This window comes from Mesorhizobium sp. WSM1293, assembly GCF_000513875.1.
Lineage (GTDB): Bacteria > Pseudomonadota > Alphaproteobacteria > Rhizobiales > Rhizobiaceae > Mesorhizobium > Mesorhizobium ciceri.
Genome location: NZ_AZUV01000008.1, coordinates 271,852 through 286,369, shown reverse-complemented (window position 1 = coordinate 286,369; position 14,518 = coordinate 271,852). Strand labels below are relative to the sequence as shown.

General features: G+C 61.7%; 13 protein-coding genes and 1 tRNA gene. 9 read left to right on the top strand and 5 right to left on the bottom strand.

The window, feature by feature from the left end; translation table 11 throughout:
• The first annotated feature begins 17 nt into the window (after positions 1 to 17).
• Positions 18 to 698 (top strand): DsbA family protein, encoded by a 681-nt coding sequence (locus M729_RS0111260; protein WP_027161603.1) that lies wholly within the window; start codon positions 18 to 20, stop codon positions 696 to 698.
• A 34-nt stretch (positions 699 to 732) separates the two neighbouring features.
• Here M729_RS0111260 and M729_RS0111255 read toward each other — a convergent pair whose 3' ends face one another.
• Positions 733 to 1,161: a hypothetical protein gene (locus M729_RS0111255; protein WP_024503284.1), complete on the bottom strand. Its 429-nt coding sequence runs from the start codon at positions 1,159 to 1,161 to the stop codon at positions 733 to 735.
• Between the two features lie 590 nt (positions 1,162 to 1,751).
• Here M729_RS0111255 and M729_RS0111250 point away from each other — a divergent pair.
• Together M729_RS0111250 and mgtE are read left to right on the top strand one after the other, a co-directional pair.
• Positions 1,752 to 3,656 carry an ABC transporter ATP-binding protein/permease gene (locus M729_RS0111250; protein ID WP_027161602.1) on the top strand — a complete coding sequence of 635 codons (1,905 nt, stop codon included), beginning with the start codon at positions 1,752 to 1,754 and terminating at the stop codon, positions 3,654 to 3,656.
• Positions 3,657 to 3,928: 272 nt separating this feature from the next.
• Complete coding sequence (gene mgtE, locus M729_RS0111245; RefSeq protein WP_027161601.1) at positions 3,929 to 5,293, top strand: magnesium transporter; 1,365 nt, start codon at positions 3,929 to 3,931, stop codon at positions 5,291 to 5,293.
• 60 nt (positions 5,294 to 5,353) lie between these two features.
• On the opposite strand, the gene gor is transcribed toward mgtE, so the two are convergent.
• The 3 genes from gor to rpiA all read right to left on the bottom strand — a co-directional run bounded on the left by gor (position 5,354) and on the right by rpiA (position 8,183).
• Positions 5,354 to 6,745, bottom strand: a complete 1,392-nt coding sequence (gene gor / locus M729_RS0111240; RefSeq protein ID WP_024503287.1) for a glutathione-disulfide reductase — start codon at positions 6,743 to 6,745, stop codon at positions 5,354 to 5,356.
• A gap of 117 nt (positions 6,746 to 6,862) precedes the next feature.
• Positions 6,863 to 7,465, bottom strand: coding sequence for a DUF2059 domain-containing protein (locus M729_RS0111235; protein WP_013531665.1), 603 nt, complete (start codon positions 7,463 to 7,465; stop codon positions 6,863 to 6,865).
• Positions 7,452 to 8,183 (bottom strand): ribose-5-phosphate isomerase RpiA, encoded by a 732-nt coding sequence (gene rpiA / locus M729_RS0111230; RefSeq protein ID WP_024503288.1) that lies wholly within the window; start codon positions 8,181 to 8,183, stop codon positions 7,452 to 7,454. The genes M729_RS0111235 and rpiA overlap by 14 nt, the downstream gene beginning before the upstream one ends.
• A gap of 319 nt (positions 8,184 to 8,502) precedes the next feature.
• Between rpiA and M729_RS0111225 the strand changes: the two genes are divergently transcribed.
• Both M729_RS0111225 and M729_RS0111220 read left to right on the top strand, forming a co-directional pair.
• Entirely contained in the window at positions 8,503 to 9,186 is a 684-nt protein-coding gene (locus M729_RS0111225) for a phosphoglycolate phosphatase (RefSeq protein WP_027161600.1), read from the top strand.
• A 354-nt stretch (positions 9,187 to 9,540) separates the two neighbouring features.
• Positions 9,541 to 9,615, top strand: a tRNA-Val gene (locus M729_RS0111220).
• Between the two features lie 51 nt (positions 9,616 to 9,666).
• On the opposite strand, the gene M729_RS0111215 is transcribed toward M729_RS0111220, so the two are convergent.
• Positions 9,667 to 10,020 carry a hypothetical protein gene (locus M729_RS0111215; RefSeq protein ID WP_027161599.1) on the bottom strand — a complete coding sequence of 118 codons (354 nt, stop codon included), beginning with the start codon at positions 10,018 to 10,020 and terminating at the stop codon, positions 9,667 to 9,669.
• Between the two features lie 969 nt (positions 10,021 to 10,989).
• Between M729_RS0111215 and M729_RS0111210 the strand changes: the two genes are divergently transcribed.
• The 4 genes from M729_RS0111210 (at position 10,990) to M729_RS0111195 (ending at position 14,415) form a co-directional block, all read left to right on the top strand.
• On the top strand, positions 10,990 to 11,907 hold the full coding sequence (locus tag M729_RS0111210) for a rhamnan synthesis F family protein (RefSeq protein ID WP_027161598.1): 918 nt from the start codon (positions 10,990 to 10,992) through the stop codon (positions 11,905 to 11,907).
• A gap of 106 nt (positions 11,908 to 12,013) precedes the next feature.
• The gene (locus M729_RS0111205; protein ID WP_027161597.1) at positions 12,014 to 13,171 is read left to right on the top strand and encodes a hypothetical protein; all 1,158 of its coding nucleotides are present in this window, start codon (positions 12,014 to 12,016) and stop codon (positions 13,169 to 13,171) included.
• A gap of 151 nt (positions 13,172 to 13,322) precedes the next feature.
• Positions 13,323 to 13,580 (top strand): PepSY domain-containing protein, encoded by a 258-nt coding sequence (locus tag M729_RS0111200; protein ID WP_024503292.1) that lies wholly within the window; start codon positions 13,323 to 13,325, stop codon positions 13,578 to 13,580.
• A gap of 352 nt (positions 13,581 to 13,932) precedes the next feature.
• Complete coding sequence (locus tag M729_RS0111195) at positions 13,933 to 14,415, top strand: hypothetical protein (RefSeq protein ID WP_032808250.1); 483 nt, start codon at positions 13,933 to 13,935, stop codon at positions 14,413 to 14,415.
• The last annotated feature ends 103 nt before the right edge of the window (positions 14,416 to 14,518 follow it).

Below are 14,518 nucleotides of genomic sequence, written 5' to 3'. Positions count from 1 at the left end.
GGGATCAGGAGATCGAGATGAGCGAATTGAACGCCATCACCGTCGATGTGGTTTCCGATGTCGTCTGCCCCTGGTGCTTCATCGGCCAGAAGCGGCTCGACAGGGCAATCGCCGCCGTCGGCGATGTCGACGTGCATGTCCGCTGGCGGCCGTTCCAGCTCGATCCGACCATTCCGCCCGAAGGCAAGGACCGCCGCGAATACATGCTGGCAAAATTCGGCAGCGACGAGCGCATCCGCGAAATTCACGACCGCATCGAGCCGCTGGGCGAAGCGGAAGACATTTCCTTTGCCTTCGACGCCATCAAGGTGGCGCCGAATACGCTGGATGCGCACCGGCTGATCCGCTGGGCAGGGGCCGCCGGCGAAGCCATTCAGAACAGGCTTGTACGGCGGCTGTTCCAGCTGAATTTCGAGGAAGGCGCTGACATCGGCGACCATGCCGTGCTGGTCGAAGCCGCGCGCGAGGCTGGCATGGATGCGTCCGTGGTCGCCTCGCTTTTGCCGACCGAGGCCGATGTCGAGGCGGTGCGCACCGAGATCGCCACCGCGTCGCGCATGGGCATTTCTGGCGTGCCGTGCTTCCTGCTCGAGGACAAATACGCCGTCATGGGCGCGCAGGATGCCGATACGCTGGCCGATGCCATTCGCCAGGTTGCGACCGCCAAGGCGCGCGGCGAACTGGACAAGGCCGGCTGAGGCCGGCCTCTCCTCTCCGCGACAGCGGCAGACGTTACTTCGCCGTCGCCTTGGCCTTGCTGATGAAAAATCCATGGCCGTTCGTGGCCGTGCAGGTCAGTCCCTTGGTTGACGACTGGCACGAGAACGGCCCGGCGCTCCAGCTGTTGCCGTAGCCAAGCTTGTCGACATCGCTGCAGCAGCCCTGCTCGCCTGGGTTCTTGATCAGCGTTGCTGGCCCCTTCGGACCCAGGATAATCGTAAGGTAGCTCGGCTCGACGCGCGAGCAGCTCAGCTCCGGGCCGCCATCCCTCGGCTCATAGGTGCCGGTGCCGCCTTTGGGCGTGTAGATGCAGCCGATGTTGCCGGACGGCGTGTTGAACTCGATCTGGCCCTCGGCGCTGGCCGGAATGCTTTGCTCGCCGGCATGCGCCAAAGGTACAAAGGCAAAGAGGGACAGGATTGCGGCCGCGCGTGCAAGCATTGGGAGCTTCCTTGTTGAAGAACCGGACATGCATGAGTGTCGCCGATGCCGGGCAAGGTTCAATCCCAGGCGGATGAATTCCCTCAGCCGATCCGACAAGACGGAACGCGCCGCTCGATCGATTCTCCCGTCATTTCCTGCCCCCGGCTAGGACGACCACGGCATTCCTGGCGAGTCACGAGCCGCAGATTTTCGAGCTCTCTGGGCCGTCCGCAGTGAGAAAACCGATCGCTCGACACGATTTCGAGTTCACGAAACCGTGTGAAAGCCTTCCCTAAGGGAAGCCGCACCAGCGTCACGACTCGATAGATCAAGCGATTGAAATTAAAAGCAATATCCGGATTTTTGTCGACCGTTGTCGCTATATTTCAGCATGTAATCTGTTGCCTCACGGCAACGGCTGTCGGGGCAATCCGGTCGGCCCGGTTTTAAATTAATGGAAAATGATCAATTGGTGTTACCATCCGTAACAAAAGAAAAAAGGTTTGGGCGGGATAGTGATTCGGGTCGGTAGACCATCGCAAGAGTCAGTACCGGAAAAAACACCTCGCGATGCCGCAGGGCGATCGCTTCTGACGCCGGTGTCGTCGATGCGCAGCTTCTGGGGCCTGATGCGGGCCTACTGGGTTTCCGACCGCTGGAAGGAAGCCTGGACGCTGACGCTGGTGATCGCGCTGCTCACGGCGTTGTCCAGCAAGGCCGGTGTCTGGTTCGCCGAAGCCTCGGGCGAACTGGTCAATTCCATCGCCTTCTTCCATGACGCCGCCAACACCACGCCGCTTCGCTCGCTTTTGGTCAATGCCGGCGTCCTCGTGCTGCTGGTCGTACTCAAGGACGCTGGCTTCACCGGCATCCGCAACCTTGTCTCGGCGACGTTGCACCGCAAATGGCGCGGTTGGCTGGACAGCCGCTTCAATGAAGCGCTGCTGGACGGCAATCATACGCATTTCCATGCCCAGCACGCGTCGACCGGCAGCGGCGCACCGGCCCCCGACAACATCGACCAGCGCGTCCAGGAATCCATCAAGGACATGACCGGTGGCGCCATCGGGCTCGCCATGGGCGTGCTTGGCGTTGCCACATCGCTCTATTTCGTCGGCCAGAAGCTGCTCGAAAACTCCGTCGAGGTGAAGGGGCTGGAATTTCTCGGCAGCTATGGCAGCGCCATCCTCGCCTTCCTGGCCGTCGCCACCTACGTGCCGCTGAACACTTGGATCGCGGTCAAGCTCGGCGGCCTGCTCGAGCGCCTCAACGTCAGGATGCAGCAGGCCGAGGGTAGCTATCGCGGCGAGCTGACGACATTCCTGCGGCGGTCCTTCCACGTCGCGGCGTCTCAGGGCGAAGGCGTGCAAAGGACCATGCATGGCCGGCTTTATGTCGATATCGACGGCACCTGGACGCGGCTGAACATCGTTAACACCGTCTACATGTCGTTCGAGCTGATCTACAATTTCATCGGTGCCCGCATTGTCGCCTACGGACCGGGCCTGGTGCCGTTCATCCACAACGGTCTCGACCTCAAGGGCTACATAACCGGCTCCGAACTGGTCAATTCGCTGATCGGCCAGTGTTCGTGGTTCATCCACGTCATGCCCGCCATCGCCACGTTGCGCGCCAACAGCCAGCGTGTCACCGAGCTGGCCAATGCGATCGAGAATGTCCAGCACCCGCAGGAATTCTACAGCCAGACCGGCCGCTCCGATTTCCACTACACCAGCCAGAACCCGGTTTTCGGCCTGACCATCCAGAAGCTCGAACTGGCGCATCAGGGCGAGGACGCGACGCCCTTTCTCAGCGCCGCCAATCTGCGCTTCCGGCGCGGCGAATGGACTTTCCTGAAGGGCGAGTCCGGCTGCGGCAAAACCTCGCTGATCAAGGCGATCAATGGTCTGTGGCCATATGGCCGCGGCACCATCGTCTTTCCCGAAGGCGTCAAGAGTTTCTATGCCGCTCAGGAGGTCAAGCTGCAGCCTGTGTCGCTGAAGCAACTGGTCTGCCTGCCCGGCTCCGAGCACGACCATGGCGACGCGCAGGTGGCGTCGGCGCTGCACAAGGCGGGGCTCGGCGACTTCATCGAGCACATGGCCGACGAAAGCCGCGAAGGCAAAAGCTGGGACCAGGTTCTGTCGGGCGGCCAGAAACAGAAGCTGGTGGTGGCCCGCATCGTGCTGCAGCAGCCGGGATTGCTGTTCCTCGACGAGGCGACCGGCGCGCTCGACCCCGATGGCAAGGTCGCCTTCCACCAGGCCATCAAGGACAACTGCCCAGATGTCACGGTGATCTCCGTCATGCACGAGGCGGTGGCGCCGAGATCGATGACGGGCAGCGAATTCTATCACAGCATCGTCGCGATCGCCGACGGCGTCGCCACCAAGAAGCCGCTGGTTCCGACCCTGCCCGCCGAACTCACCACCATTCTCGTGCAGCCAAGGCCGGTCCCAAGGCCGGTCGAAGACAAGTGGCTGCGCTTCTCGCGCCGGCTGAAGCAGAAATAACGGTTATTCCACCCCGGTCTGCCTAGTCGAACGGCGGCCGGTGATCACAGTCTCGCGATCTTGCCCGCTCGTCGGCATTTTCCCTCCTCACCGCGATTGACACGGCAAGGCGCGCTCCTATGTTGCGCCCGCTTGCAGACAATCAAACGCGAACCCGCAAGCGGAAAGGTCACCGCGCCATGCCTGGCGACAGTCACAGTCGAACGCAACAGCCGTCCGCCCTGACGTGACCTCACATGGTTCATGTCCTGCCGGACGGCAAGGAGTGAGCCATGAACGAATTTACCACGGTGGCAAGCGACGAGGCCGTCGCGATTGCCCGTATCCTAGCCAACGATCACGTCGCCGACATTGTCGAGGCCCTGAACAGGGAGCCTCGAGAGACCGCGACGGAACTGCTCTGTGAAGTGACGTTCGAACGTCTGGTCGAGATCTTCGATCAGCCGGAACTCGACGGCGCGTCGGAACGCATGGAGGCGCTGCCGCGCGCCAAGGCGGGCAAGCTGCTCACCGCCATGTCGGTCGACCGGGCAGCCGACATCCTGCGCGAGCTGGAAGAGCCGGCGCGTTCCGAGCTGCTTGGCGGACTTGCGCCGCCGCTGCGCGCAACGCTGCTCTCCATCCTCGGCTATCCCGAAGGCAGTGCCGCATCGATCATGACGACGGAGTTCGTCAGCGTGCCCTCGGACTGGAGCGTCGGGCAAACGCTCGACTACATCCGCAAGGTGGAGCGGACGCGCGAGACCGTCTATGCGATCTATATCGTCGATCCGCAAACGCACCTGCTTGTGCGCTCGACGGGCCTGCGCCGGCTGATCACCGGTGAGCCGGACGATTCGATCATGACGGTGGCGCCGGATCATCTTCCGGTGACGGTCGGCCCGCTGACCGATCGCGAAACGCTGGCGCAGACGATCTCCAAATACGATCTGCTCGCCGTTCCGGTCGTCGACCATGGCAAGATCCTCGGCATCGTCACCATCGACGACATCATCGACACGATGATCGCGGAGACGACCGAGGACGTGCACCGTTTCGGCGGCATGGAGGCGCTGGACGAGCCGTACATGAAGATGAGCTTCCTCGCCATGATCAGGAAACGCGGCGGCTGGCTGTGCGCGCTGTTCATCTCGGAGATGCTGACGGCCAACGCCATGCAGAGCTATGAGGGCGAGCTGGAGAAGGCGATCGTGCTGACGCTGTTCATCCCACTGATCATGAGCTCCGGCGGCAATTCCGGCTCGCAGGCGACCTCGCTGGTCATCCGCGCGCTGGCGCTGCGCGAGATCGGCCTTGGCGACTGGTGGCGGGTGGCGCTGCGCGAGCTGCCCACCGGCCTGGTGCTGGGCGCCATGCTCGGCGTGGTCGGCGTCTGCCGCATCGCGCTCTGGCAGTATATGGGCTTCTACGACTATGGCCCGCACTGGCCGCTGATCGCCACCACGGTGGGTGCTGCACTGGTCGGCATCGTCACCTTCGGTTCGCTGTCGGGGTCGATGCTGCCGTTCGCCTTGAAGCGCATCGGCTTCGATCCGGCCAGCGCATCGGCGCCGTTCGTTGCCACGCTGGTCGATGTCACCGGGCTGGTGATCTATTTCTCGGTGGCGCTGGTGATCCTGCGCGGCACGCTGCTGTAGCAACCATCTCCGCCGTGGCATGTCCTTGCCGCGGCGGAGTTCCTCAACCCGGCTTTGCCGTCAATCGACCCGCTCGCCGTCCTTCACGCGATAGGTCGGCTTGTACATGGTGACCAGTTCTTCCGCCGCTGTCGGATGCACGGCCATCGTACGGTCGAAATCGCCCTTGGTCAGGCCGGCCTTCAGCGGGATGCCGAGAAGCTGCGCCATCTCGCCGGCGTCCGGCCCCAATATGTGGGCGCCAAGCACTTTCTTCGACGCGCCATCGACCACCAGCTTTATCAGCATCTTCTCGTCGCGCCCGGACAGGGTGTGCCGCATCGGCCGGAATGTGGCGCGGTAGATCTCGATGTCGGAAAAGCGTTTGACGGCGTCGTCCTCCGACAGGCCGACAGTGCCGATCTCGGGCTGTGAAAAGACGGCGGTCGCGATCGTCTCGTGATCGGGTGCGGTCGGATTTCCCTTGAAGGCGGTTTCGATGAAGCACATCGCCTCATGGATCGCCACCGGCGTCAACTGCACGCGGTTGGTGACGTCGCCGATTGCCCAGATGTTGTCGATGTTGGTGCGGGAATATTGGTCGACGGCGATGGCGCCGGTCTTGGTCATCTCCAGTCCGATGCCTTCCAGGCCCATATTCTCGGTGTTGGGAATGCGGCCGATGGCCAGCATCACCTGGTCGACGGTCAGCACCTCGCCACCGCTGACCAGCGCGTCGAGCCGGCCGTCCGGCCGCTTGCGGATCCATTCGGACACGGAATGGCAGAGGATCCTTATCCCCTTCTTTTCCATCGTTTCGTGCAGCATGCGCCGCAGGTCCATGTCGAACCGGCTGAGGATCTCCTTGCCGCGATAGACCAGCGTCGTGTCGACGCCGAGACCGTGAAAAATGTTGGCGAACTCGACGGCGATGTAACCGCCGCCCTCGATCATGATCGCCCTGGGCAATTCCTTGAGGTCGAAAGCCTCGTTGGAAAAGATGCAATGTTCGTGGCCGGGCAGCGCCGGATGCGCCGCCGGGCGGCCGCCGGTGGCAATCAGGATCTGGTCTGCTGTGACGGTGCGATCCTCACCCAGGAGATGCACGACATGCGGATCGACGATCATGGCGCGCGAGTGGAAGGTCTCGCCGCCGGCGCCCTCGACGTTCCTGACGTAGATCGCCTCCAGCCGGCTGATCTCGCGATCCTTGTTGGCGACCAGCGTCTGCCAGTCGAAACTGGCTTCCGGCACCGTCCAGCCATAGCCGGCGGCGTCGGCGAAGTGCTCGGGAAATTGCGAGGCATAGACGTAGAGCTTTTTCGGTACGCAGCCGCGGATGACGCAGGTGCCGCCATAGCGGTATTCCTCGGCGATGCCGACACGCTTGCCGAGAGCCGCGGCGACGCGGGCCGCCCTCACCCCGCCCGAACCGCCGCCGATGACGAAAAGATCGTAGTCGTAACCAGCCATGACGCGGCTCCCAGGCTTCAGAAATGTGTCAGACAGGTAGGCCGCAAAACGGCAAAAGAAAAGCCCGGACAGGCCGGGCTTTCGCAGTAGGCCGCAAGGCCAATTTGAAAATGCGCGTCAGTTGTTGTCCGCGGGGGCCGCGCCATCGGCGGGCGCTGCGCCATCGGCCGGAGCGGCGGCTCCGTCGGCGGGCGCGGCGGGTGCTGCCTGCGCCTTTGCCTTGGCGGCTGCGGCCAGCGTTTCGCCGACCTGCTGGGCGAGATCGCGGCCGAGGCCGTTCTGCCAGATGTCGGCTGCCTTGACCAATTCGCGGGTTACCGTCGGGCCGCTATCGAGCAGCTTCTTGCCCGAATCGGAATTGTAGAAGGCGGCGATGTCGGTCAGTTCCTTTTCGGAGAACACTTTCGCGTAGGCGAGTGCTGCTTCCTTCTCGAGGTCGGCGCGGCGCGAGGCCAGCGCCAGAGCCTTCTCGTTGATGGTCTTGCCGATCAGTTCCTGCATGTCCGGGTTCTTCTGGATCAGCTGCGATTCGAGCGCCGCGGCTGCCTGCGGCAGGATGTTGTCGAACGGGTCGGTCGCGTGGATCGCAGCGACCGCCGCGCGGGCGGCCTTCAGGTGCGCTTCCGTGACATCCTGCGAAAACGCCGGCGACGAGAAGGCGAAAACGGCCGAGGCCGCCAGAAGGACGGAAAGGCTGCGAACCCGGTTATGCAACGTCATGATCGGTAGAACTCCCTGGTTTTCGGGCGGCATGGACGGTTTGGATACCGTCGCCGCCGGCGATGATGGCCGCTGAAGCCAGCCCGATGAAAAGACCATGCTCGACCACGCCCGGAATGGCGTGGAGAGCATTCGAAAGCGCTCTTGTATCCGGAATGCGGCCAAAAGATGCATCGAGGATAAAATGGCCGCCGTCTGTAACAAAAGCCTGCCCGCCCGTCATCCTCAATGTGACCGGTCCGGAAAGACCGAGCTTTTCAGCCGCTGCGGCAACCGCGATTTCAGTGGCGCGCAGGCCGAACGGATTGACTTCGATCGGCAGGGGAAAACGGCCGAGCGTCTCGACCATCTTGGAGCGGTCGGCGATGACGATCATGCGCTGGGACGCCGCGGCGACGATCTTCTCGCGCAGCAGCGCGCCGCCGCCGCCCTTGACCAGGGTCAGTTCCGGGTCGACTTCGTCGGCGCCGTCGACAGTGAGATCCAGCTCTGGCGTTTCCTCCAGCGTCGACAGCGGCACGCCAAGCTCGCGGCAGAGCAACGCGGTGCGCTCCGAAGTCGGTACGCCGATGACGGTCATGCCGGTTGCGACCTTTTCGGCAAGCAGCCGCACGAACTCCTCGGCCGTTGTGCCGGTGCCGATGCCGAGCCGCATGCCGTCATTCACATGGGCAAGTGCTGCCCGCGCGGCTTCGACCTTCAACTGCCTTGCATCCATGTCGATTGTTGCCCCGGAAATTCGCTGTCGGGCTCGTAGCATTTTTGCCGGTCCGGTCAAAGCCCCAGGCGGCGGGTCCCCAGGTGATCCTGCGTAGGAATTATTTCCTTGACCGGTGAGTGCAGCTATGCTACATTTTTGCCCATGGTGCTGATTTGCGCCAACAGCCCGCCGTCGAGGCGGGTTTTTTCATAGCGGCGTCCAGCCGCGAATGCCCGGCCTGATAAGCAGGCCCCGCCTGAACGAGCCGGCCCAGCGCTTGCCTCGACGCGCCGCAGCCGCTATCGCCTGCCCATTGCACACCTGCCCAGGACAGACCATGACCCAACCGATCATCGTGTTCGACCTCGACGGTACGCTCATCGACACAGCGCCGGACCTGCTCGACAGCCTGAACCACAGCCTGGCCGCCAGCGAGATCGCGGCGGTCGACGAAGCCGGCTTCAGGCGTTTTGTCGGTCACGGCGGCCGGGTGATGATCGAGCGGGCGCACGCCGCCCATCAGCGATCGCTTGCCGTCGAGGAGCACGACCGGCTGCTGAAACTTTTCCTCGACCACTACACGCTCAACATCCCCGGCAAGTCGCGCCCCTACCCCGGTGTCGTCGAGGCGATCGCGCGCTTCGAGGAGGCCGGCTATACCCTCGCCATCTGCACCAACAAATACGAAGCCAACTCGCTGGCGCTGATCGAGGCGCTCGGCCTGACCAAACATTTCGCGGCGATCGCCGGCCAGGACACGTTCGCCTTCCGCAAACCCGACCCGCGCCATTTGATCGAGACCATAAAGCTGGCCGGCGGCGACCCTCACCGCGCCCTGATGGTCGGCGATTCGCAAACCGACATCGACACGGCGAAAGCCGCCGGCATTCCGGTGGTGGCGGTCGATTTCGGCTACACCGACCGCCATGTGCGGGAGTTCGAACCTTCGGCGGTGATCTCGCATTTCGACGCCCTGACGCTCGATCTGGCGCAAAAGCTGATTGCTGCCGCCGGAAACTGACCGGCTAGGGCAATCGCATATCGGCAAAGGTTTGCGCCCTGCGAGTACCCCCACCCCTAACCCCTCCCCACAGGGGGGAGGGAGATTCCGTCGGCGCTGATCTCGGCAAATTTCCAACGTTCTCGACGCAAGGGTGAGAGCGCGGCAGCTTCCCTCCCCCTTGTGGGGAGGGCTAGGGTGGGGGTCCTCTTCGCAAGAAACCTATATTCGATTGCCTTTGGAAGCGGCCACGTCTCGTCGAGACAAGGCCGGATAGGCCGACAATCCGATCCTCGTCAGAACGCCGGACACCGCCTTGACTTCCCGCACCTGCCTCCCTTATATCGCGGCTCGCTTGGCCTTCGGGCAACGAGCGGGCGATTAGCTCAGCGGGAGAGCACACCCTTCACACGGGTGGGGTCGCAGGTTCAATCCCTGCATCGCCCACCAAATCCTTACGTCAGTCGGCGATGTCTGGTTGTGGAGATGCACCAGCCGCGATCAGCGCTTCATCGAGTGCAGGATGGCCTGCATGTGCTCTTCCAGGTCGAGTTCGCCCCGAGCCTCGGCGGTCAACAGGTAATCGGCCTTGGCCCGGCGGTCGCCTCGGCTGATCGCGGGATAGGAGCAGATGGCAAGCAATGCTTCCTGTTCAATCCGGTCTGCCCTCTTGCGATCGTGGCTGCTGCTGCCCGCTTGATGAACAACCCTGTGAAGCCCGACATAGCTGGCTTCATGGGCTCCGATCAGCGCCCGCAATTCGGGTGAGGCCCCTTCCGCTTCGGCAAACGTCGGTTCAACAACCGAGGCCACGGCGGTGAACGCAAGAAGTGTACGGCGTGTGATTTCGGGCATGCCTCATATCCCTGCTGTCTGATCATGCAGGCACACCATAGCACCGGCGCAACGGTTCGAAGAGATGCTCCGGGACGCGACCGCACTGTCTGCTGACAAAATGTACTCGCTCCCGTAGCTCGCCCGCCCAGCAGCCAGTGTGGCCTTAAGTCGCAAGGATTGGCTTGCGAAAGCGGGGTTTCGGCCTTCATTGACGCTGCGATCGACACCATATGGTGATCCACAGCCCTCCAAACGAGAGAAGCTCGCTTTGACGCGGTCGCATAGCGGCCGTCAGCCGGCAATGGCTATGAACCAGGAACCTGAAAAACCATGCCTGAAAATGTCAGACCAATTTCGAAAGACGTCCCCCTCATTCAGCTAGGCGTCTATCAGTGCCGCTTCCCGGTAAGCGAAGACCGGTCGGTACCCGGCGGTTATCGTTTTTGTGCCGGGCCAACTTCGGCGGATCGCGTCTATTGCGATCACCACCACAGCATCGTGACCGCCGTCGACCCTCGCCGAACCCGTTCGGGTCTCCACCCCGCTCAACGACGCGCCGCTTAAGTCAAGCGGGCGGCGGCCCCCTCTATCAGGTAGCAAGGGCTCAGCGGGATGCGCTCCTCATCAGTGACAGCGTGGGGGCAATGACATGACGCGTGCGCATAGGAAGAGTCCCTCAGTGAGGGCTGGCAGTGTTGTGTCGGAATGGAGCACGACTTTTTTTGGGGGGACCGTCCCTTTTCCTGGCTACATGTGATCTGACTTTCATTAGCGCTTTTGCACAAACAGTGCAGTGTGCGGCGGAGGTTAGATCGTGGCGTTCAATCCCGATGTCGATTGTGAATTCAGGCCAAAGGCGGGGAGCGACGCACACCCTTCCCGCTGTTTAATCCTGCATCGCCCATCGGTGCCTTTTCCCGAGCCGGATCGGCCTGCAAGGAGGGGCGAGCCTTGAAATTGTCTTGCGTCTTCCGGGAATGGCGGCAGTTGGCGAAACCGGTGCCGTCAGACGCCGAACTTTTCCCGGTGCCCCAAAACACGTCGCTTGTTGTGCCCTTTGGCTATCGGCCGAAGTTGGTGCCGCCCGAACGCAGGATAGCTGTCTTTTTTCACGCCTACTATGTGCAGGAATTGGCGGACGCTATCGACCTGCAACTGCGCAATCTGCCGGTTTTGGTCGATATCTATTTCACGACGGACACCGGCGAGAAAGCCGTCTTGCTCAACGAGCGCTTTCAGAGCCACCCGAGGATTCGTCGTCTAAAGACCACTATCACCGCCAATCGCGGCCGCGACATCTACCCGAAAATCGGGCTGATGAACCAAGAGCATCTGGCATACGACTACGTTCTGCACATTCATACCAAGCGATCCGGTCATGAGGACGGATTACGGGACTGGCGGCAGTTCCTCTGGCAGCATCTTCTGGGCTCACCGGAAATTGTCACAAGCGTTTTTGAGATATTCGAACGTTGTCCTGATGTTGGCATGATCGCGCCACAGCATCTTCCATTCATCCGCCCCTGGATCCACTGGGCTGACTGCAAGGAATTGGGCGCCGGCCTTGGCCCGCACCTCGCTAAGGCGATTGGCGGGATCGAGAACATCGACTTTCCATCCGGTTCGATGTTCTGGGCACGCTCAAAGGCCCTCAAGCCGCTTCTCGACCTCAATCTCGTTGCAACTGATTTTCCCGAGGAAAATGGGCAGCTTTCGCTTACAAACGCGCATGCCATAGAGCGCTTGTTTTTCATTTCCTGCGAACTGGCCGGATTGAAATGGTTGAAAATAGCTCTTCCGCAATGGCATGCCGCAAGCGATCAACTCCAGTCCGCATCGTCTCCCTGGATTGTCCGGCGGTTCGTGGACAAGCGGAACGTCAACTTGCTTCCTGGTGGGAACTAGCTAGGGCTGGACCAGACAACCTCTCCGGAAACGATTGTGGAAGAGGGATCGTGGAAGAGAGATTGAAATTGCCCGCTCTCTTAATGGTCTTTAGACGAATGAACCCATGAACGATATTTTCCGCCACACGCTAGTCCATCCGATGGAGAGAGAAACTCGCCCCTTGCCGTTCGGCAAGAAGGACGCTCAATGGAACCCGGAGATGGTGGTGACATGCCGCCGGCTGATTGCCGCCTACAAGGCGACGATACTGCAGGAGAGCCGGCTCAAGCAAATCACCGACGATGACCTCTGGTCGGCATTGATGCGTGACAACCTTGGTCAGATGATCAGCTTCATCGAGGCCGAAGATGCCGAGCAATTGTCACGCTATCTGGTTGATTTCGGCAAGGAATACACCTGGTTCGGCGGAATTACGACGGGGATCGACGGCTATACGTATTGGGATCGCGACGAGCAGTTTGTTGCATACAGCTACTTCGACAAATTGCTGTGCCTGGGCGAGGCGCTCGGCGTCCTGTCGGTGGAAAGCCCCGAACAGGGGACGGACGGGAAATGGGGCAAGAACGGTCTCCGGAACCCAGACGAAATCGTGGACGCCTTAGAAGCACAGCTCGGCATCCGCATCATCCCGCCGCAGGGACCGGTTCATGTCGCCGGTCTGAAAATCAGGGGTGGCCTGCTCCACTACAGGCACATCAACGCACTCTATCTGGCAACCCGGATCCGGGATATTGCCGCACCCGAAGATCGGATTTGTGAATTTGGCGGAGGGCTCGGGCTTGCTGCATTTTACCTGAACCGGATGGGCCGCAAGGATGTTACGATCTTCGACCTTCCAATTGTGAACGTCCTGTCGGGTTACTTCCTGATCGGAACCCTCGGTCAGGAAGCCGTCTGCCTTGAAGGCGAGGAATCGCGCAACGAAGCCATCAAACTGAGAGCGAACTGGAACTGCTCCAATGAAGTGGACCGCACCTTTCGGGTCACCGCCAACCAGGACTCATTTCCCGAAATCAATCGCCGCATCTTTGACGAGTATGTGCAACAGATAAAGCGCATCACTTCGGGCTTCTTCCTCAGCATCAATCACGAGGGTGAGCAACTCATCGCTGGCGGCGCGAGGCTTCTTCACGTTTCAAAGCTGCTGAGTGCCGATCGGAGCTTTGCTCGCACCTACAGGAGCCCCTACTGGCTCCGTAGGGGCTATGTGGAAGAACTGTATCGGATTGATAGCGGCATATCAGTGGGCGCGGCGGACTAGCCTTGCCTGCCGGGATCCTAGCTCGGTATCGATGCGGCGGATTGGGCGACCATCCAATCGACCGATCGCAAGTCTCGGTTGCAAGTCTCCAGCCGCGGAACAAACCGGCACGCCAGCGAGTTTCTCTCCGACGAAAACTTGAGGGAAAGCCATGTCCAGATTTCTGCTGGCGACAAGCGTCGCCGTTCTTCTCGCCGGCGCGCCGGCCTTGGCCGCGGACGACAAGCCGCTGCCGCCGCCCAATGCCAAGAAGCTGTCGGAGATCATCGCCAAGGTCGAGCAGCGCGACGGCTTTCGCTATGTGGACGAGGTCGACTGGGACAGCGGCGCCTACACCGTCACCTATTACACGGCGGACAAGGCGAAGGTCGAAATCACCTACGATCCTGTGACGGCGGAGCCGAAATAGGGTTCGCCGCATCAAATTAGCCAGCCTTTCCCGGCGCCGGCGCCGCCCCTCACCTGCCTGCCGGCATCCTCTCCCCGTATAGTGACGGGGAGAGGGACGCTGTCATCGCCCATTTCGCCAATCGCCAGCGTTGCAAGGATGGCGCGGGCGTTGCGGCCAGCCCCTTTCTCCCCGTCACTATACGGGGAGAAATGTCCGGCAGGACAATGAGGGGCAGCTCTGACTTTGGCGATTGGCGTTCTCCGCTGCAAGTCGGACTTGTCGTTTGCCTAAAGCGATTGCCCTTGCCAACCGTCGCCTCCCCTTGCGTCAGTCTCGCTTTGATGGCTGACTGTGCGCGCCGCATTGGGGGATGGGCATGGCGACGGCGAAGCACGTGATGAAGCGCATATTGATGATGTTGGCCGGCTACTTCGTGTCGGTTCTGGTCGGCCTGATCGCCGTGGCGGTGATCTATGGCGTGCTCAGTTCCTTGCCCAACGCGCCCGACTACTTCGACGTGATGGGCGTTTCGCCGATCGCGGTTCTGCTGGTGCCGCCGCTCGGCATGTTCGTCTATTTCCTGACCATCGTGGTGACCGCGCTGCAGACGCTGATTTTCGCGCTGATCGCCGAGTTCTTCTCGTTGCGCAATGTCCTGCTGCACATGGTTTTCGGCGCCGGCGCCGCAGTCGGCGGCTTCGCCCTGATCTGGCCGAGTGCACCGGAGGATATGGACCCGGAGCGTTGGGTCGACATCGGCATCATCGCCGCTGCCGGCCTTGTCGCCGGGTTGCTCTACTGGCTGATCGCCGGGCGGGACGCCGGCTTCCGGCGGCCACTGTTCGAGCGCTAGTAGCTTGCACACTCACAATCGGAGCCAAGCCGATCGGCTCATGCGGAGCCTTGAAACAGATTCCGCCGCAACATGAGGCAGTAAGAAACGACCTCAAATCGGT